Origin of the sequence: Burkholderia sp. MSMB1826 (assembly GCF_001526325.1) — a bacterium.
In the GTDB taxonomy this organism is placed as follows: domain Bacteria; phylum Pseudomonadota; class Gammaproteobacteria; order Burkholderiales; family Burkholderiaceae; genus Burkholderia.
This window is the reverse complement of the sequence record NZ_LOYN01000058.1, coordinates 22,580-41,007: the sequence shown is the minus strand read 5'-3', so window position 1 is coordinate 41,007 and position 18,428 is coordinate 22,580. Positions and strand designations below refer to the sequence as shown.

Genomic DNA, 18,428 nt, shown 5'->3' with positions numbered 1-18,428 from the left:
CGATGACGACCACTCGACCCCTGCTCGACGTGCAGGGCCTGACACGCCGCTTCGACGGCGTGACCGCGCTCGACGGCGCGAGCCTGACGCTCGCGGACGGCGAACTGCTGAGCGTGATCGGCCCGAACGGCGCGGGCAAGTCGACGCTGTTCAACCTGATCGCGGGCGCCGACCGGCCCGATGCCGGCCGCGTGACGTTCTACGGCCGGGACATCACCGGCACCGTGCCCGAACGGCTCGCGGCGCTCGGCATCGCGCGCACGTTCCAGCACGGCCGCGTGTTCGGTAACCTGAGCGTGCTGGACAACGTGCTGATCGGCGCGCATGCGCGGCTGCGTGCGGCGCGGCCGGGCTGGCCCGCGCTCGGCGCGGCTGCCGAAGTGCTGCGCGCGCTCGTGCGGCCGGCCTCGGTGCGGCGCGAGGAGGCCGAACTGCGCGAAGAGGCGCGCGCGATCGTCGCCGGGTTCGGCGAACGGCTCGCGCCGCGCATCGATCATCCGGCACACAGCCTGTCGTATGCGAACCGGCGGCGCGTGGAGATCGGCCGCGCGCTCGCGCTGCATCCGCGCCTGCTGCTGCTCGACGAGCCGACGGCCGGGATGAACGAGACGGAGACCGCCGAGATGCTGCAACTGATCCAGTCGCTGAAGGCGCGCGGCCTGACGATTCTGCTGATCGAGCACAAGCTCGAACTCGTGATGCGCGTGTCCGACCGCGTGATGGTGCTCGACAACGGCGTGAAGATCGCCGAAGGCGCGCCGCGCGACGTGCGGCACGATCCGCGCGTGATCGAGGCCTATCTCGGCCGCCGTCATGCGGGCGGCCCGTCGGCCGGTCGTGCCGTGCAGGCGGCCGCATGAGCGTATTTTCTTCGAGACCCGATACGACCATGACGGACGCACTGCTGAAACTCGAACACCTCGACACGTTCTACGGGCCCGTGCAGGTGCATTTCGACGTGAACGTCGAAGTCGGCTGCGGGCAGATCGTCAGCCTGCTCGGCGGCAACGCGAGCGGCAAGTCGACGACGATGAAGCTGATTCTCGGGTTGATGCGGCCGAAGCGCGGCGTCGTGCGTTTCGACGGCGACGACGTGACGGCGCTCGCGACGCCGCAGCGCGTGCGGCGCGGGATCGCGGCCGTGCCGGAGGCGCGGCGGCTGTTCGGCGACATGAGCGTGCGCGAGAATCTGCTGATGGGCGCTTACACGCGCGGCGATCGCGCGGCGGTGACCGACGACTACGAACGCGTGCTCGATCTGTTTCCGCGCGTACGCGAGCGGCTCGCGCAGCGCGCGGGCACGCTGTCGGGTGGCGAGCAGCAGATGCTCGCGATGGCGCGCGCATTGATGGCGCGGCCGAAACTGATCTGCATGGACGAGCCGACGATGGGGTTGTCGCCGCTCTACGTCGACAAGGTGCTCGAACTGATCGACGCGATCAACCGGCAGGGCGTGACGGTGTTCATGGTCGAGCAGAACGCGAGCCTCGCGCTGGAGATCGCGCACTACGGATACGTGCTGCAGACGGGCCGCGTCGTGCTGGAAGGGCCGGCGAAAACGCTGCTCGACGACGAGCGCGTGCGCGATGCGTATCTCGGTGGGGAGGCGGTGGCGGTGTAGGGGGGCTTCACTTTACGCGTGATTCGCGTGCGTCGCCGCCGCACGCGGAAACGTCAGCACCACCGCGAACCCGCCTGCCTCCGGAAACGCGAACCCGACGCGCCCGCCATGCGCCTTCATCACTTCCTGCACGATCGCGAGCCCGAGCCCCGACCCCGTGCGGCGCTCGCTGCCGTCCGGCGCGATCCGCACGAACGGTTGCAGGGCCGCGTCCCAGTGCTCGCGCGGCATCCCGCGCCCGTTGTCGGTGACGGTCAGCGTCACCGCCCGATCCGCGTTGCCTCGGGTGGCGACCGACACGACGATGTCGTCCGCATGGCCGTGCAGCAACGCGTTGTGCAGCACGTTCGACAGCGCTTCCTGAAGACTGATCGCATCGCCGTCGATCCATGCCTGCGGCGCGTCGCTCGCGAACGCGACGGCCACGTCGCGCTCGCCGGCGAGCGGAATCGTGCGGCCCAGCACCTCTTTCGCGAGCGCGACGAGTTCGACGGGTTGCAGCGGCACGGCCTCGGTGCGATGAATCACCATCGCATGATTGAGCAACTGGCCGGTGAGCCGGCCGACGTCCGCACAGGTCGCGCGCAGCGCATCGAGCCGCGCCGCACGGCGCGCGGGGTCGGCCTCGCCGTCGAGCAGCTCGATCTGCGCATCGAGCCGCGCGAGCGGCGTGCGCATCTGGTGGGCGGCGTCGGCGATGAAGCGCTGCATCGCGTTGATCCGCTCGGCGAGCCGTCGCATCAGCCCGTTGATCGACCCGATGATCGCGTCGATCTCGCTCGGCGTATCGACGGCCACGGGCCGCAGGTCGGCCGGGTCGCGCGCGGCGATGATCGTGCCGATCCGCGCGAGCGGGCGCAGGCCGCGCCGGATCGCGAGGCCGCTCGCGCCGATCGCGAGCACGCTCATCAGCAGGATCAGCGTCCACACCTTGAGGCTCATGTCGTTCGTCAGCTGCTGACGCGCATTGGTTGTCTGCGCAACCGTCACGAGCGCCCAGCCCGGCGTGCTTTCCTCGGGCATGTAGCGGGCGATCGTCGCGATGCGGATCGGGTGCCCCTGGTAGACGGCATTCGCGAACGCGGGGCCCTGCTTCGCGGCGGCGAGCGTCGCGGCGCTCGCGAGATCGTTGTAGCCGGCCACGACCACGCCGCGCGAATCGACGACCTTGTAGTAGACGAGGTCGTAGCGCGACAGCGTCGACAGCGCTGCGACCGGCGGATTCAGCGCGAGCACGCCGCCTTGTACGTAGAGGTTTTCCGCGACCTGGATCGACGCGCCCGCCAGCAACTGGTCGTATGCGCGTTCGGCCGCGACGCCCGCGTAGTAGCGCGCGATCGCCGCGAGCGCGAGCGCGCCGGTCGCGACGACGAGCGCGATGAACAGCAGCGTGCGCCCGAACAGCGTCTTCGGGAACCAGTCAATGCGCGGCAATCTGATACCCCATTCCGCGCGCGGTACGGATCTCGACGGAGCTGCCCTGCAGCTTCCGGCGCACGCGCGTCACGTATTGCTCGACCGCGTTCGCGGTCGGCTCGTTGCCGAAGCTGAACAACTGATTCAGCAGTTCTTCCTTCGAGAAGATGCGTTGCGGGCGGCTCGCGAGGATTTCGAGCAGCGCGAATTCCTGGCGCGACAGCGACAGCGGCTGGCCGTCGAGTTCCGCGAGGCGGCTGCTGCGGTCGATCACGAGGCCGCCGAGCGTCAGCACGTCGTTCGCGTGACCGCTGTTGCGGCGCAGGAGCGCCTGCACGCGCGCGTCGAGTTCGCGATAGTCGAACGGCTTCACGAGGTAGTCGTCGGCGCCGAGGCCGAGGCCGCTCACGCGGTCGTCGATCGCCGAGCGGGCGGTGACGAGCAGCACGGGCGTCGTGCTGCCGGACGCGCGCAGGTTGCGCAGCACGGTGAAGCCATCCATGCCGGGCAGGTTCGCATCGAGCACGACGAGATCGAAGCGCTCGACGCGCAGCAGCCCGTGCGCGGTCGCGCCGTCGGTTTCGAGATCGACGGCGTGGCCGAGCCGGGCCAGGCGGCTGCGGATCGCCGCGCCGATTTCGGCATCGTCCTCCACGACGAGAATGCGCATGGTGCCGTTTGCAGGTAGGTGGATTAGGGGTTTTCCCGGGGCCGGGATGTCAGCATTTTCTCAGACTCGGTCGATAACCTGTGTCGAGCCGGAAGCAGGGTCAAGGACGGCATTAATACCAGAAATATTCAAGGAGACGGCAACATGCAGCATGTCACGGGCACGACGAACGCGCGCCGCGGCGCCACGCCGGCCTGCGCGTGGCCGCTGGCCGCCCGCCGCACGGCGGTGTGCGCATGACGATGTCGCCGCGCCGCCGCGCGCTGATCGCTGCCGGGCTCGGCGTGCTCGCCGCGCCGGCTCGGGTGCGCGCGACGCTGCGCACGGTGCGGATCTCGAAAGGCTATGGCGTGCTGTACCTGCCGCTGCTCGTGATGGAGAAGCAGCGGCTGTTCGAGCGGCATGCGGCGCGCCACGGCATGCGCGACGTCGCGGTCGAATGGGTGCTGCTCGACGGCGGCAATTCCGTCAACGACGCGATGATGGCCGGCACGCTCGATTTCGCGGGCGCCGGCGCGCCGGGGTTCATCGAACTGTGGGCGCGGGCGCGCGGCATTCCGAACGTCGAGGTGATCGGCATCAGCGGGCTGTCGACCACGTCGCTGTCGCTGAACGCGAACCGGCCGGGCCTCGTGTCGCTGCGCGACTTCACGCCGTCCGACCGGATCGCGGTGCCGGGCATCCGCACGTCGCTGTCGGCGGTCGTGCTGCAGATGGTCGCGAGCCGGCAGCTCGGCGCCAGGCATTTCGCGCAGCTCGATTCGATCACCGTGAACCTGCCGCATCCACAGGCGATGCAGGCGCTGATCCGTCGCGAGAACGGCGTGACCGCGCATTTCACGTCGCCGCCATTCTCTACGCTCGAATTGCGGCAGCCGGGCATCCATCGCGTCGTGAATTCGGTCGACGTGCTCGGCCCGCTGACGCTCGACGTCGTGTTCGCGCCGAAGCGGCTCGTCGATGCACAGCCTGCGCTGGCCGTCGCGTTTCTCGGCGCGCTCGACGAAGCGAACCGCCTGATCGCGCAGGACCCGCGCGCGGCAGCCGCGCTCTACGCGGCGTCGTCGGGCGTCGGCGTGTCGCACGACGACGTGATGCGGATGCTCGCCGCGCCCGACACGCGTTTCTCGGTGCTGCCGAACCAGTTGATGGACTACGTCGAATTCCTGTATCTGGCCGGTACGATCAAGGCGAAGCCGCGCGCGTGGCACGAGATGTTCGCGCCGATGCTCGACGACTACCGGTCGGGTTGAGCCGCGTCCGCCGCGATCCGAATCCATTCACCGAACCACCCGACGCCGGCACGTTCGTCGCGCGCGGCGCCGTTTCAACCGATATGCAACCGACACGCAACCGATTCACGCAAGGAGCCTGAAGTGAACGCTACCGATACCCTGGACCCCGCGTCCGCCGAAGAACGGCGCATCATGTCGAAGATGGCGCGGCGCCTGATGCCCATCCTCGTCGTGATGTTCCTGATCGCATTCATCGACCGGCAGAACGTCGGTTTCGCGAAACTGCAGATGGTGCACAGCCTCGGCATGACGGAAGCCGCGTTCGGGCTCGCGTCGTCGCTGTTCTTCATCGGCTACCTGCTGTTCGAGGTGCCGAGCACGCTCGCGCTGCATCGCTACGGCGCACGCGTGTGGCTCGCGCGGATCATGCTGACGTGGGGGCTCATCACGGTGCTGATGGGCTTCACGACGTCGATGCCCGTGTTCTGCTCGCTGCGCTTCCTGCTCGGCATCGCCGAGGCCGGCTTCTATCCGGGCGTGATCTATTACCTGACGCTGTGGTTTCCGCAGAGCTACCGCGCGAAGGTGCTCGGCATCTTCACGCTCGGCAGCGCGCTCGCGAACATGCTCGGCTCGCTGGTCGGTGGCGTGCTGCTGAGCCTGAACGGCGTGTGGGGGCTGGCGGGCTGGCAGTGGGTGTTCGTCGCGACGGGCATTCCGGCGGTGATCGTCGCGATCGTCGTGTTTCGCGTGCTGCCCGCCTCGTTCCGCGAAGCGCCGTTCCTCGACGAGCGCGAGAAGCAGATCGTCGCTGCCGCGCTGGAGCGCGAGAAGCCGGCGCAGGCCGAGCACGGCCAGCCGTGGAAGGCGCTGCTCGATCCGCGCGTGATGCTGTTCGCGGCGACCTACATGCTGATGTCGACGTCGCTGTACGGCGTCACGTACTGGCTGCCGACGCTCGTGAAATCGTTCGGCGTGTCGAGCACGACCAACGGGTTCCTGAGCATGCTGCCGTGGGCGCTCGCGGTGGTGCTGCTGCTGTGGCTGCCGGCGAAGCTGCGTCGCGCGAAGAGCATCTTGCGTACGATCGCGATCGTCGCGGCGCTGGGCGCGCTCGGCTTCCTGCTGAGCCTCGTGTTGCCGTCGACGCCGCTGCGCTTCGTCGCGCTCGTGCTCGGCGGCGCGTGCATTCCGCTGCTGTATCCGTGCTTCTGGTCGATGCCGCCGCGCTATTTCACCGGCGCGCGCGCGGCCGCGAGCGTCGCGGCGATCAACTCGATCGGCAACCTCGGCGGCTTCTTCAGCCAGAACCTGATGCCGTTCGCGGGCAAGATGACGGGCACCGCGTTCGGGCCGATGATCGTGCCGATCGTGTGCCTCGCGCTGCTCGGCATCGGCGCGCTGGTCGCGTGGACGCGCTCGGAGCGGGGGATGGTGGCGGCGCGGGCGTGATGGCGTGCGTCGCTGTCGCAGCGTCGGCCGTTTCCGATAATTTTGAAACTGGACGACGCATGCCGGTTCGACGGCAAGTACTCCAGCGCGCTACCACGCGACGCACATGCGACGAATGGAGCAGGAAATGAAGAAAGCGACGACGATGAACATGTCTTGCGATGACGTTGCGCGCCCCGCGCCGCGCGAGTTCGTCGCACGTGGGCTGGCATCGTGCGACGAGGCACGGCGGACGGGCGAATACATCGATGCGGTAAACGTCCGCGTGGAACTCGAGCGCATGCTGAAAGCGGCGCGCTCGATGAGGGCGGTCGGCTAAGTCACCGTCGTGCGGGGGCTTTCGCCGCCCTGATCTACCGCTGCGAAGCCCCGAGCTCGCCATGCCCGACCGGCGCCGGCGACAGCGGAATCTCGACCTCGACCGTCGTGCCTTCGCCGAGCGTCGTCGCGATCCGCAGCGTGCCGCCGACCAGGTACGCACGCTCGCGCAACCCCACCAGCCCGAACGAACCCGACTTGCGCGGCACCGCGGGATCGAATCCCGCGCCGTCGTCGCGTATCGTCAGCACGATCGCTTCGCTGCCGGACACGAGTTCGACGCTCGCGTGCGACGCGGCCGCGTGCCGGGCGACGTTCGCGAGCGCTTCCTGCGCGATGCGGAACACGGCCGTCGCGTACGGCTCGTCGAGTTGCAGTTCGGGCGGCTCGACGTGCAGCGAACAGGCAATCCCGTGACGGTGCCGGAAATCCTCCACGAGCCATTGCATCGCCGCCGCGAAGCCGAGATCGTCGAGCATCAGCGGGCGCAGGTCCGACGCGATGCGGCGCGTCGCGGCCACCGCGCCGCGCGCAAGCGCATGCATCGCCGCGATCTTGCGAGCGAGCGAGGCGTCGTCCTGCGGCACGTGGTCGATCAGCCATTCGAGATCGTTCTTCAGCGTCGCGAGCGTCTGCGCCAGTTCGTCGTGCAGTTCGCGCGCGATGCGGCGCTGCTCGGCTTCGCGCGCGCTGGCGCTGATCGCGGCGATCTCGCGCAGTTCCTCGCGCGACGCCTGCAGCGCCCGTTCCGCGCGCACGCGCTCCTCGACTTCGCGTCGCAGGTCGCGGTTCGACGCGCTCAGTTGCGCGGTGCGCGCGGCGACGCGCTGTTCGAGCCGTTCGTTCGCATCGTTCAACTGCGCGCTTTTCTGCGCGACGAGCAGATGCTGGTAGCGCGCGCCGGCGAGCGCGCGCACCGTTTGCGCATGCAGCCGGCCGTTCTCGAACAGCATCGCGAACAGCACGACGCCGGACGCGACGAGACCGTACGCGCGCCCCGCATAGAAGCCGAGGTCGAAGCGGCCGTGATTCAGCATCGACGACAGCGCGATGTCGAACAGCCACGCGACGAGCACCGTCATCACCCACAGGTCGAGCACCGAATGGCGGCGCCGCTGCCGCCACGTCAGCATCAGCGCGACGAGGTTCAGCCCCCAGACGACCGTGATCGCGTTCGTCATCGTCGCGGTCATCCGGTTGCCGCTCATGATGCGCGGCAGCAGGTCGTGGCCGGCGGTCGCGAGCAGCGCGAGCGCGACGGTCGCGCCGACCGCGGCCGCGATGCAGAGGACGACCGGAATCGCCGCGCGCCGCTGCGGGGCCGGGGCCGGGCGCCCGCGCGACGTCGCGCGCAGCAGCGCGTACGCGGCGACCGACAGCGGAAAGCCGCCATGCCAGAACAGGTACAGCCAGGCGGTGGTCTGTTCGCCGGCGCCGAGCAGGCCGGTCGGCGCGAACAGGCCGGGGAAAGTCAGCATGTGCGTGCCGGCCATGAACGCCGTGAACAGGTAGCCGCCCGCCAGCACGAGCAGCGGCTTCTCGCGCAGGATCGCGTACTGGCCGAGCAGCAGGCCGGCCGTCACCATGTCGTTGACGACGATCGCCGACTGGTACACGGGAATGAACGCCCCGCCCGGCGCGAGCGGCAGGGCCGCGAACGGCGCGAGCGCGGCGAAGATCGCGGCCGAGACGAGTACCGTCGCGAGCGCGAGCCGCCGCTCGCGCCGGCCCGGCGGCAGCGACGACATGAACAGGCGCGACGTGTCCGGATCGTCGTCGTCCGGCGGCGGCGGTGCGGGCGGGAGGCGGAAGGTGGCCGTCATGCGTCGTCGGCGTCGAAGTCGAGATCGTGGCGCACCGCGTAGCGGATCAGCGCGGCTTCGTGCGGCAGCGCCATCTTCTCGAGAATCCGCATCTTGTACGTGCTGACCGTCTTCGCGCTCAGCGCGAGCTCGGACGCGATCTGCGTGACGGTCCGGCCCGCGACGATACGGTGCATCACGTCGAGCTCGCGCGCGGACAGTCGCTCGTGCGGCAGCGCCTGAGCCGGCTCGCGCAGCGTGTGAGCGAGGCTTTCGGCCGCGGACGGGCTCACGTAGACGCCGCCCGCCGCCACCCTGCCGACGGCCTCGACGAGCTCGGCGGTCGCACTGTCTTTCGTCAGGTAGCCGGTGGCGCCGGCCTTGAACGCGCGCGCCGCGTACTGGGTTTCCGCGTGCATCGTCAACACCAGCGTGCGCAGCGACGGCGCATGACGCCTGACCAGCCGGATCAGCTCGATGCCGGTCGGTGCGGGCATCGACAGGTCGAGCAGCAGCACGTCGGCGGCGGCGCGCTCGGCCAGCGCGAGCGTGCCCGCGCCGTCGCTCGCCTCGCCGACGATCTCGAAACCGCCGGCCCGCTCCAGGATGTGACGCAGCCCGTCCCGCATGACTGCGTGATCGTCAGCCAGAATTACCCTGATCATCTTCCAGCGATCCTCTTCGGGATGACGCCGCGAATTGCTGTTCGGGTTGTCGCCGCGGCCGTTCTTCCGATCAATATATGCCCCCGAACCCGAAAACGGTACGCGTTCGCGAAATTTTCGGGATGGTTGATCGCGGACTGTGCACCGCGGCGAAATAATTCACGGGAAAGCATACCGTGCGCAGCCCATGCGAATCAGGGTATTCCCGGTGGTCGTTGCAGCCCACGCGGGCTTGCGCGGCAGCGCCGGAACCACCCCGCGAACCGTTCCGAATCGGGACTAAACTGGTGCCCGATGCCATCTGCGCGAACCGAGGAGCCCCTGCGATGATCGATCTTGCCGATATCCTGCCGTCCGCATTGCCCGCCGCCGTCGCGTGGGCCGAAGCGGAGGCGGTGCGCGGGCTCGCGCTGGGGGCGCCGCTGACGCCGGCGCAAGCGGACGACGCGCGCACGGTGGGCGTCGTGCAAGCGGACCGGATCCGCGTGGTGGCGGTCGACCGCATGCCGTTTCCCGACACGCCGACGCTCGCTGCGATCGCCCGCGACACGGGGCTGCTGTCGCCCGGGACGATCGGCCTCACGCTCGGCCACGCGGTGTACGTGCTGCGCGGGCAGGACACACGCCGCCTGCTGACGCACGAATTCCGGCACGTGCATCAATACGAGGCCGCCGGCTCGATCGGCGCGTTTCTTGCGCGCTATCTGCACGAGATCGCGACGGTCGGCTACCGCGACGCACCGCTCGAGGCCGACGCGCGGCAACACGAGTTCGATTGATCCCTGACCCCGCCACCGGCGCGAGCGTGCGCATGTCGCGATGAACGTATCCGATCCCCCTGCCGGCCCGCCGTTCGCGCACCGGGCCGCCCCGTCCGGGAGTGTGCGATGAGCGACACGATCCACGCGTGGATCGGCGCGATCGGCGCGCATCCGCTGCTCGTGCTGGCGATCGTGTTCGTGGCCGCCTGCGCCGAGGCGATCGCGCTGATCGGCACGATCGTGCCGGCCGGCGCCGTGATGTTCGCGGCCGGTGCGTTGATCGGCGCGGGCGCGCTCGACGCATGGGCGACGATCGGCGTCGCGGCCGTCGGCGCGGTGATCGGCGACGGGATCAGCTACGAACTCGGGCGGCGTTACCGCGGGATGATCCGCAACGCGTGGACGCGCTTCGGCTATGCGAGCGCCTATGCGCGCGGCGAGGAGTTCGTGCTGCGTCACGGGACGAAGAGCATCGTGCTCGCGCGCTTTCTCGCGCCGGTGCGTGCGGTCGTGCCGGTCGTCGTCGGCTGCGCGACGCTGCCGCGCCGGTCGTTCTATCCGGTCAACGTGATCTCGGCGCTCGTGTGGGCGCCTGTCCACATCGCACCGGGCATCCTGTTCGGCGCGTCGGCCGCGCTCGCCGCGGCGATCAGCGTGCGGGTCGCCGCGATCCTGCTGGTCGTGGCCGCGCTGGTCGCGCTCGTGTGGATCGGCGTGCGCGTCGCGCTGCGGCGCGGCTGGCCATTGTTGCGCCGCGCGCTCGCCGAAGCCGTGCATGCATGCGCGCGCCGCTGGCCGCGGTTCGGCGCGCGGCTGCACGACGGCATCGCGTACCTGCGCGGGTTGCCGGGCGCGGTGCCCGTGCTCGCGCTGTTGTTCATCGGCTGCGTGTGGCTGTTCGCTGGGATCGTGCAGGACGTCGTCGCGAACGATCCGCTGATGCATGCGGACATCGCGCTGTATGCGTTCCTGCAGAACCTGCGCACGCCGCCCGCGGACGCCGCGATGAGTGCGCTCGCCATCCTGCATGGGCACGACACGGGGCTGATCGTCGCGGCCGCGTTGCTCGTCTGGCTGATGATCCATCGCTGCTGGCTGACGGCCGCATGGTGGCTCGCGACGGTCGGCGTCGCCGTCGTGCTCGTGCCGGCATTCGGCGCGGGCGTGCCCGGCGCGACGCCCGCGAGCCTGCCGCCCGGTGCGCTGCACGTGCCGCTGCCCGATGCCGACGCCGCCTTCGCGATCCTCGCGAGCAGCGGCCTCGGCTGGCTGCTCACGCGCGACCGGCCCGCGCTGTGGCGCATTCCGGTCGTGACGGCGGTCGTGCTGTGGATCGTGCTCGGCGGCTTCGCGCGGCTGTACGTCGGCGATACCTGGCTGTCGGGCCTGCTGGGCGGATGGAGCCTCGGGCTCGCGTGGTTCGCGTTGCTCGCCGGCGCCTATGCGTACTGGCGCGTGCGCGAGCACGTGCAGCCGCGCGGCGCGCTCGTCGCGGTCGTCGTCGTGCTCGCGACGGCCGGCGTATGGACGGTGCCCGCGCAATGGCAGCGCGATCGCGCGGCGCGTCCGCATGTCGGCGATGTGGTCGCGATGACCGTCGACCAGTGGCTGCGCGGCGGGTGGCAACGCGTACCGACGCGGCGCACCGAGATCGGCGGCGATCGCGAGGAATATTTGCCGCTGCAATGGAGCGCGACGTCGGACACGCTCGTCCGTCATCTCGCGCAGGCCGGCTGGCAGCGCGCGACGCCATGGTCGCCGGCCACCGCGCTGCGCTGGCTGGCGCCGCAGGCGCCCGTCGACACGCTGCCCGTGCTGCCGCGCTACACGCATGGAGAAAGCACGCGGCGCGTGTTCGTCCGCGTCGATCCGGCCCACCCGGAAAGCCGCTTCGTGCTGCGGTTGTGGCGTTATCCGTACGTGTTGCAGGATGCGCTCGGCATGCGGCCGCTGTGGTACGGCGCGCTGTATCGCGAAACGCTGCGCCGGCCGACGCGGCTGATGACGCTCGTGCACACGACGACGATCGACGATGCGGCGGCGATTGCGCACGCGCTGGCGGTCGAGCCGACGATCGCACATCGGCCGGCGGGGACGACGGCCGGGCCGGACGAGATGTTGCTGGTCTGGATGGTGACGCCGTGAATGGGCAGGGCGCGATGTACGCCTCTTACGCGTGCGACGGCTGCGCGGGCACGACGGACAGGCGCAGGCCGACGGTCTTGAGCACCGCGAGCAGGGTTTTCAGCGTCGGGTTGCCGCTCGGGGACAGCGTGCGATACAGCGATTCGCGGCTGATGCCGGCCTCGGCCGCGACGGCGCCGAGCCCGCCGTACGCTTCCGCGACCGTGCGCAGCGCGAGCAGGCCAGCCGCGCGGTTCTCCGGATCGTCGAGCGATTCCATCGCGACGCGCAGATAGGCGACCGCGAGCTCGCGATCGGCGCCGAGTTCGGCGACTTCCGCGTCGTGGTGCGATACCGCGCCTTTGAGCTTGTTCATGTTTGCCTCCGTTTCCAGTTCGACCAGTGTTCCTTCGCGCGCCTGATGTCGTCGGACTGACCGGCCTTGTCGCCGCCGGACAGCAGCAACACCAAGGCGCCGCCGTACCGACCGAAATACACGCGGTAGCCGGCGCCGACATGGACGCGCAGTTCGATCACGCCTTCGCCGACCGGCTCGCAGTCGCCGAAATTGCCGGCCTGCACACGGCGCAGGCGCTCGCGGATTCGTGCCTGCGCGAGCTTGTCGCGCACGGCGTTCAGCCATTCGGTGAAAGGCTCGCGACCGTCGTCGCGCTGATAGCGAAGCAGTTCGAACCTGGAGGGCATTGTAACTTATAAACTACAAAGAAGTAAATGGAGCGAGACGGTTCGCATCGCAATGGCTGGGTGGCCGACGCGCATGCGGCGTCGCCATGGCTCGGGGTGTCAGGGCATGGCGCTCGCTTCCCGGCCGACGATCATTTTTTCATCCGGTATGGCGCGTGACGATTCGGCCAAACGGCCGGTATCGATGGGGCGATGAAGGGGCGCGCGCCGTGGCCGAGCGGCTCGGCTTCGGCGATCTGTCGAGCTTCTCGCAGGCGTCCACGCGCTGACACGGCGTGCCGCCGGACGCATATCTCAGCGCAGCGCAGCGCGGCGCTGCGGGCAGGCGACCCGCGACGAATCGCGGTACGATCGCTCGTTTGCTCGTCTTGCCCGTCTACATCACCGTCACGAGAGCCCCCGCATGATCACGATCCGCCTGATGACCGACGACGATTTCGCGCGCTTCTGGCCGACCTATCGCGCCGTCGTCGCTGCTCAGGAAACCTATGCATTCGATCCCGACCCGACGCCGGAAGCGGCGCGCGCACTGTGGCTCGACGCGCCGCTCTGCACGTGGATCGCCGAGGAGGACGGCGTGGTGCTCGGCTCGTATTACCTGAAGGCGAACGCGGCCGGCCCCGGCAAGCACGTGAGCAACTGCGGCTACATGGTGAGCGAGGCCGCGCGCGGACGCGGCGTCGCGCGCCTGATGTGCGAGCACTCTCAGCAGGCGGCGCGCGAGCGTGGTTTTCTCGCGATGCAGTTCAATTCGGTGGTCGCGACGAACGAGGTCGCGGTCGCGCTGTGGCAGAAGCTGGGATTCGAGATCGTCGGCCGGCTGCCGCGCGCATACCGTCACGCGCGGCTCGGCTTCGTCGACTGCTTCGTGATGTTCAAGTGGCTCGGCGACGCGGCGGCCGCCGAAGCCTGAGCAATCCGCCGCTGCGTCAGACGGCGAACGCGCCGTCGAACACGATCCGTTCGTCGAATGCGAGCGTGCCGCGCGCGAAGATCAGGTCGAGATGGTGGCTGCCGTTTTCGCCGCCGCCAAGCCCCAGATGCAGCCCCGGATGGCGTTCCTCGAACCCCGCGTTGCGGCCGTACAGGCCGCGTATGCCGAGGTTCGTGCCGATGCCGAATTCCTCGATCCGCCGGTGATTCGCGTGCCGGTCGAGATAGGTCGAGAAATCGCGCCGGAAGCCCGCATCGTCGGTGTCGAAATCGACGATCGTGCTGTGTTCGACATGCAGCGTCGCGAGCCGCTCGGCCACCTTGTACTTGATCGCGAACGGCACGGTGCCGAGAAACGTGCCGCTGAACACGACCGAGCCGTTGAGGTCGGTCACGTGCGTCGCGATCTCGCCGGGCACGACGTCGAGGTTGCCCATGCCGTCCACGCTCGTCCATTTCTGGTCGAGCGCGAGCGAGCCCGTCAGCGCGTTGCCGGCTTCGTCGACGAAGCGGATCTGCGACGCGCGTGCGGCGGCCTCGATCAGCCGGCCGTTGCGTGCGGCGATGTCGTCGAGCGATTCGGCGAACGCCTCGTCGAGATGCGGGCCGTAATCCTTGAACAAAACCGACTTGCTCCAGTGCTCGACGATCGCGGGGCGGATCGCGGCGAGGAACGGCGGCCCGCTCGGCGACGGCGTCGGCAGGCACGACGAGTCGTACAGCAGCACGAACAGGTCGGCGTCGACGAGCGCGGCGGCGATGTCGGCGGGCGGGGTGCTTTCGAGGCAGAGGGTGGTCGCGGCGAGCGAGTCGGGCAGGGCGGAAAAGGCGCGCAACGCGACGTCGCGATTGCGGGTGTCGTAGCCGACCAGCAGTTTTCCCGATTCGCCGCGTGCCAGCTTGTCGCGCAGCGCCGGGTGAAAGCCGAGCGCGCGGTGCAGGTTCAGCATGCGTATCTCCGGAAGCGGCGGAAGGGCCGCGGCCCTTCCGCGAGAACGGGTGGCCCGCTCAGACCGGCCAGAGCGCGGTGCCGAACGGCACCACGGCGTCCTCGACCATCATGTCGACGGCCTCGGGGTGCGTGTCTTCCTGCATCCAGTCAAGCAATTCGATCTGCCGAGTTTCCTGCATGTCAATTCTCCTGTGGTGAACATGAGTGATTCAACATGAAAGCGCGGCAAAAATATTGCCGCTCCTCGTTCCGGATTTTGTGAATACCGGACGAGTGGCGTCGATATTAGTCTGGTGAATTTGCGAATGCAATGTGCTGCAATGTTTTTAGCCATGACGTGCTAAACACGGGTCAATGGCGGTTCATATATTGGAAAAACCGGATAAAACGAGCGACGGATCGTGCATCATTTTTTTATTTGAAGAAATCCGGATCGACGAAATCAATCAGGTTATTTTTAATTTGAATTCAATTGCCAGGATTGCTGCGCTTTATGTCATTCGAGAAAAACGCGTGCGCGATCGCCTCGCGCTCGAACCGGTCCGCCGATTCATGTGTCACGCAGCCGATCCGCACGTCATCCCAGCAACGCCTTTCCGATCGCCTTGGTCGGTTCGGAGCGCAGCACCAGCGAAGTCGTGACCGCGCCGAAGCGGGCAATCGCGTCGATGAGGGTTTCGAGTTGGCCCGGTGTCGGCACCAGCACCTTCAGCAGAAAGCAGTCGTCGCCGGTCATGCGATGGACTTCGATGACGTGCGGCATCTCGGCGAACGTGCGCAGCGCCGGCTTGATGTGCTCGTGAGTCGTTTTGAGCCGGACGATGGCCGTCATGCCCAACCCCAGCGCCGCCGGATCGATTCGTGCCCCGTAGCCGGCGATGATGCCGCGTTCTTCCAGCCGCTTGACGCGCTCCGAGGTCGCGGGCTGCGACAGCCCGATGCGCCTGCCTACTTCCGATAGCGGCGTTCGCGCGTTCTCCTGCAGCGCTTCGAGGATCGCAAGATCCAGGCGATCCAGTGCTTCGTCCGGCATGACGGTCCTCCGGTACCGTTGATTCATCGGCATTTTGTCTCAATAACCGATGACTTGCCATTCCGTGCCGGCCGGCGCGTGGTCACACTCGGGCTTTTCGTTGACGGAGAGCGTGATGGATCAGGCGATCGTGATCGTGCCGGGTATCGGCAATTCGGGACCGGATCATTGGCAGAGTCATTGGGAGACGATGTTTCCCGGCGCCGCGCGCATCGCGCCGGCTTCGTGGGATGCGCCCGACCTGGCCGACTGGACGGCGGCGCTGGACGCGGCCGTGGCGAGCGCGGCGACGCCCCCGCTCGTGATCGGTCATTCGCTGGGCTGCTTGTTGTTCGCGCATTGGCATGCGGTGTCGGCGCGCGCGGTGCGCGGCGCGTTTCTCGTGGCCGTGCCCGATCCGGCAGGGCCGCGCTTTCCGGTTGCCGCCGCCGCGTTCGCGAACCTGCCGAGCGGTCGGTTCGGACGCGCGCCGGTGCTGGCGATCGCGAGCACGGACGATCCGTACGATCCGTCGGGGCGCGCGCTGGAATGGGTCGCGGAACGGGGCGCGACGCCGCTTCTGCTTGGCGCACGCGGCCATCTGAACGCGGCGTCGGGGTTGGGCGGATGGCCCGAAGGGCGCGCGCTGCTCGCGGCGTTCGTGGCCGGACTCGGGCGATAGTGCGTGCCAGTGTCGGCTGACGGTTTTCTGCCGGCAGCGCGCGCCGGTTTCACGGCGGCTCAAGTATGATCGACCGACGGCGGCGAAAGCCCCGGAATCGAACAACGATGGAGACACTCCCGATGCGCGCAGTGCCGCAACCGGAGCGTGCCGGCCGCTCGCGGCCGGACGCCGGCGCAACCGATCCCGGCCGTATGGCCGCGTGGCGGCTCGCAATCCGTCTGTCGCTCGGCAGCGCGATCGCGCTCGGCCTCGCACGCTTTTCGTATGCGCTGCTGCTGCCGCCGATGAAGGCCGATCTCGGCTGGACGTTCGCGCAGGCCGGCGCGCTGAACACGGCGAACGCGGCCGGCTACCTGATCGGTGCGCTTGCCTTTCCGCTGCTGTCGCGGCGCTGGCGCGCGGGCACGCTGCTCGCGGCCGGCTGCGCGCTGACCGCCGTACTGATGGCCGCGAGCGGGCTCACGTCGGACATGCACGCGCTGCTCGCGCAGCGGCTGGCGACGGGTATCGGCAGCGCGTCGATCTTCATCAGCGGCGGCGTGCTGGCCGCGCGGCTCGCATCCGCCGCGCCGCGCGCCGCAGGGCTGCTGCTCGGCCTCTATTACGGCGGCACCGGATGGGGCATCGTCGCGTCGTCGCTGCTCGTGCCGGCGACGCTCGCGCATCGCGTACACGGCTGGCAGCCGGCTTGGTTCGCACTCGCGGTCGCGTGCGTGCTGTTCTCGGCGGTGGCCGTGTCGGCTGCGCGTCGCATCGAGCGCGTGCACGCGGCGCCGGTCGCACCGGCCGACGGCGCGAAACCGGCAGCGACCGCGAGCCCCGCCCGCTTCGCACTCGCGCTGGCCGGCTACGGCCTGTTCGGCGTCGGCTATATCGGCTACATGACGTTCATCGTCGCGCTGCTGCGCGGTGCGGGGATGAGCGGCACGGTCGTCGCCGCGTTCTACGTGATGCTCGGCGTCGCGACCGTCGTGTCGGCGCGGCTGTGGTCGGGGCTGCTCGACCGGATGCGCGGCGGCCAGGCGCTCGCCGTGCTCAACGCGCTGCTCGGCGTCGCGACGCTGATGCCCGCGCTGTTCGTGCATCCGGCTGCCGCGTTCGCGTCGGGCTTGCTGTTCGGCGCGACGTTCCTGTCGGCGGTTGCCTCCACGACGGCCTTCGTGCGGCACAACCTGCCGCCCGACGGCTGGGCGAAGGGCATCAGCGCATTCACGACGGTCTTCGCGTTCGGGCAGATCGCGGGGCCGGTCGCGATCGGCTGGGTGTCGGACAGTGCGGGGCTCGCGCGCGGGCTCGTGTATTCCGCGCTGACGCTGTTCGCGGGCGCTGCACTGGCGGCCGGGCAGCGCGCGCTGCGGGCGTCCGCGTAGTCCGCTCGAACGCGCATGCCGCGCCGCGTGCCGGCATCGTTACCGCACGCAAGCGGTGCGCGATACGCGATGAAACGCGCGGCTGAAGTAGATGAGGCTGTCGCCGTCGTCGCGCACGCGGATCGACGTCGCCTCGATGAACATCACCGAATGCGAGCCGACTTCCTTCATCTCCGCGATCGTGCCCTGCAGGCTCGCGAGCGCATCGCGCAGCACCGGCACGTCCCGTTCGCCGCGATCCCACACGGGTAGCTCGAAGCGCTGTTCCATCGGCAGGTCGGTGAGCCCCGCGAAGTGTCGCGCGAGCAGCTCGTGCTCGGCCGGCAGCACGTTGATGCAGACCTGACGGTTGCGCTCGAAGGTCGCATGCATCGCACTCGACCGGTTCAGGCACACGAGCAGCGTCGGCGGCGCATCGGTGACGGAGCACACGGCGCTCGCGGTGATCCCGCAGCGGCCGTGCGGCCCCGCGGTGGTGATCACGTTGACGGCCGCGCCGAGGTGGGCCATCGCCTGGCGGAAGGCCTTCTGCGCGTCGGTCGGTTCGACGCGCGCCGGGCGCGGGATATCGGTCGTGGAAGACATGGGCGCTCCTGAGTGGACGAAAGCGGCGAGCGGCGCAGCGCGGCGAGCGCAGCGACGGATCGCCGACGATGACCCAAGCGTACGTCGCGAAAATGCGGTCGACCATTCGCACGATTGACGAT

20 protein-coding genes are annotated in these 18,428 nt (G+C 69.0%); 10 read left to right on the top strand and 10 right to left on the bottom strand.

Annotation, left to right across the window (positions count from 1 at the left end; all coding sequences use genetic code 11):
- The first annotated feature begins 2 nt into the window (after positions 1–2).
- Together WS95_RS31115 and WS95_RS31110 are read left to right on the top strand one after the other, a co-directional pair.
- On the top strand, positions 3–860 hold the full coding sequence (locus WS95_RS31115; protein WP_059827955.1) for an ABC transporter ATP-binding protein: 858 nt from the start codon (positions 3–5) through the stop codon (positions 858–860).
- Positions 857–1,621: an ABC transporter ATP-binding protein gene (locus WS95_RS31110; RefSeq protein WP_059827954.1), complete on the top strand. Its 765-nt coding sequence runs from the start codon at positions 857–859 to the stop codon at positions 1,619–1,621. The genes WS95_RS31115 and WS95_RS31110 overlap by 4 nt, the downstream gene beginning before the upstream one ends.
- 12 nt (positions 1,622–1,633) lie before the next feature.
- Here the strand turns inward: WS95_RS31110 and WS95_RS31105 are convergent, their stop codons facing one another.
- Together WS95_RS31105 and WS95_RS31100 are read right to left on the bottom strand one after the other, a co-directional pair.
- A complete protein-coding gene (locus WS95_RS31105; RefSeq protein ID WP_059827952.1) occupies positions 1,634–3,055 on the bottom strand; it encodes a sensor histidine kinase in 1,422 nt (473 codons plus the stop codon).
- Positions 3,042–3,707: a response regulator transcription factor gene (locus tag WS95_RS31100; protein ID WP_034205457.1), complete on the bottom strand. Its 666-nt coding sequence runs from the start codon at positions 3,705–3,707 to the stop codon at positions 3,042–3,044. Before WS95_RS31100 ends, WS95_RS31105 begins: the two co-directional genes overlap by 14 nt.
- A 236-nt stretch (positions 3,708–3,943) precedes the next feature.
- Here WS95_RS31100 and WS95_RS31095 point away from each other — a divergent pair, with 236 nt between their 5' ends.
- The 3 genes from WS95_RS31095 to WS95_RS35225 all read left to right on the top strand — a co-directional run bounded on the left by WS95_RS31095 (position 3,944) and on the right by WS95_RS35225 (position 6,713).
- Positions 3,944–4,960 (top strand): ABC transporter substrate-binding protein, encoded by a 1,017-nt coding sequence (locus tag WS95_RS31095; protein WP_059827950.1) that lies wholly within the window; start codon positions 3,944–3,946, stop codon positions 4,958–4,960.
- 123 nt (positions 4,961–5,083) lie between these two features.
- Entirely contained in the window at positions 5,084–6,394 is a 1,311-nt protein-coding gene (locus WS95_RS31090) for an MFS transporter (RefSeq protein WP_059827948.1), read from the top strand.
- A 127-nt stretch (positions 6,395–6,521) separates the two neighbouring features.
- Positions 6,522–6,713 (top strand): hypothetical protein, encoded by a 192-nt coding sequence (locus WS95_RS35225; RefSeq protein WP_257139980.1) that lies wholly within the window; start codon positions 6,522–6,524, stop codon positions 6,711–6,713.
- Positions 6,714–6,747: 34 nt separating this feature from the next.
- On the opposite strand, the gene WS95_RS31080 is transcribed toward WS95_RS35225, so the two are convergent.
- Positions 6,748–8,535: a sensor histidine kinase gene (locus tag WS95_RS31080; RefSeq protein WP_059827944.1), complete on the bottom strand. Its 1,788-nt coding sequence runs from the start codon at positions 8,533–8,535 to the stop codon at positions 6,748–6,750.
- On the bottom strand, positions 8,532–9,179 hold the full coding sequence (locus WS95_RS31075) for a response regulator (RefSeq protein ID WP_059827942.1): 648 nt from the start codon (positions 9,177–9,179) through the stop codon (positions 8,532–8,534). Before WS95_RS31075 ends, WS95_RS31080 begins: the two co-directional genes overlap by 4 nt.
- Positions 9,180–9,505: 326 nt before the next feature.
- Between WS95_RS31075 and WS95_RS31070 the strand changes: the two genes are divergently transcribed.
- Both WS95_RS31070 and WS95_RS31065 read left to right on the top strand, forming a co-directional pair.
- Positions 9,506–9,958 (top strand): hypothetical protein, encoded by a 453-nt coding sequence (locus tag WS95_RS31070; RefSeq protein WP_059827941.1) that lies wholly within the window; start codon positions 9,506–9,508, stop codon positions 9,956–9,958.
- Between the two features lie 108 nt (positions 9,959–10,066).
- Entirely contained in the window at positions 10,067–12,085 is a 2,019-nt protein-coding gene (locus WS95_RS31065) for a VTT domain-containing protein (protein ID WP_059827939.1), read from the top strand.
- A 25-nt stretch (positions 12,086–12,110) separates the two neighbouring features.
- On the opposite strand, the gene WS95_RS31060 is transcribed toward WS95_RS31065, so the two are convergent.
- Positions 12,111–12,440: a helix-turn-helix domain-containing transcriptional regulator gene (locus WS95_RS31060; protein WP_034205450.1), complete on the bottom strand. Its 330-nt coding sequence runs from the start codon at positions 12,438–12,440 to the stop codon at positions 12,111–12,113.
- Positions 12,437–12,769, bottom strand: a complete 333-nt coding sequence (locus WS95_RS31055) for a type II toxin-antitoxin system RelE/ParE family toxin (RefSeq protein ID WP_059784513.1) — start codon at positions 12,767–12,769, stop codon at positions 12,437–12,439. Before WS95_RS31055 ends, WS95_RS31060 begins: the two co-directional genes overlap by 4 nt.
- A gap of 403 nt (positions 12,770–13,172) precedes the next feature.
- Here WS95_RS31055 and WS95_RS31050 point away from each other — a divergent pair, with 403 nt between their 5' ends.
- Positions 13,173–13,682, top strand: coding sequence for a GNAT family N-acetyltransferase (locus WS95_RS31050; RefSeq protein ID WP_059827937.1), 510 nt, complete (start codon positions 13,173–13,175; stop codon positions 13,680–13,682).
- A gap of 16 nt (positions 13,683–13,698) precedes the next feature.
- On the opposite strand, the gene WS95_RS31045 is transcribed toward WS95_RS31050, so the two are convergent.
- From WS95_RS31045 to WS95_RS31035, 3 genes are all read right to left on the bottom strand, one after another.
- The gene (locus WS95_RS31045; protein WP_059827934.1) at positions 13,699–14,652 is read right to left on the bottom strand and encodes a hypothetical protein; all 954 of its coding nucleotides are present in this window, start codon (positions 14,650–14,652) and stop codon (positions 13,699–13,701) included.
- A 58-nt stretch (positions 14,653–14,710) separates the two neighbouring features.
- Positions 14,711–14,833, bottom strand: coding sequence for a hypothetical protein (locus tag WS95_RS35965; protein WP_006752127.1), 123 nt, complete (start codon positions 14,831–14,833; stop codon positions 14,711–14,713).
- Positions 14,834–15,231: 398 nt separating this feature from the next.
- Positions 15,232–15,687, bottom strand: a complete 456-nt coding sequence (locus WS95_RS31035; protein WP_034205446.1) for an Lrp/AsnC family transcriptional regulator — start codon at positions 15,685–15,687, stop codon at positions 15,232–15,234.
- A gap of 115 nt (positions 15,688–15,802) precedes the next feature.
- On the opposite strand from WS95_RS31035, the gene WS95_RS31030 reads away from it, so the two are divergent.
- Positions 15,803–16,348, top strand: a complete 546-nt coding sequence (locus WS95_RS31030; protein ID WP_059784504.1) for an RBBP9/YdeN family alpha/beta hydrolase — start codon at positions 15,803–15,805, stop codon at positions 16,346–16,348.
- Positions 16,349–16,470: 122 nt separating this feature from the next.
- Positions 16,471–17,721: a YbfB/YjiJ family MFS transporter gene (locus WS95_RS31025; RefSeq protein ID WP_059827932.1), complete on the top strand. Its 1,251-nt coding sequence runs from the start codon at positions 16,471–16,473 to the stop codon at positions 17,719–17,721.
- Positions 17,722–17,760: 39 nt separating this feature from the next.
- On the opposite strand, the gene hpaC is transcribed toward WS95_RS31025, so the two are convergent.
- Positions 17,761–18,306 carry a 4-hydroxyphenylacetate 3-monooxygenase, reductase component gene (hpaC, locus tag WS95_RS31020; protein ID WP_059784499.1) on the bottom strand — a complete coding sequence of 182 codons (546 nt, stop codon included), beginning with the start codon at positions 18,304–18,306 and terminating at the stop codon, positions 17,761–17,763.
- Positions 18,307–18,428 lie beyond the last annotated feature (122 nt).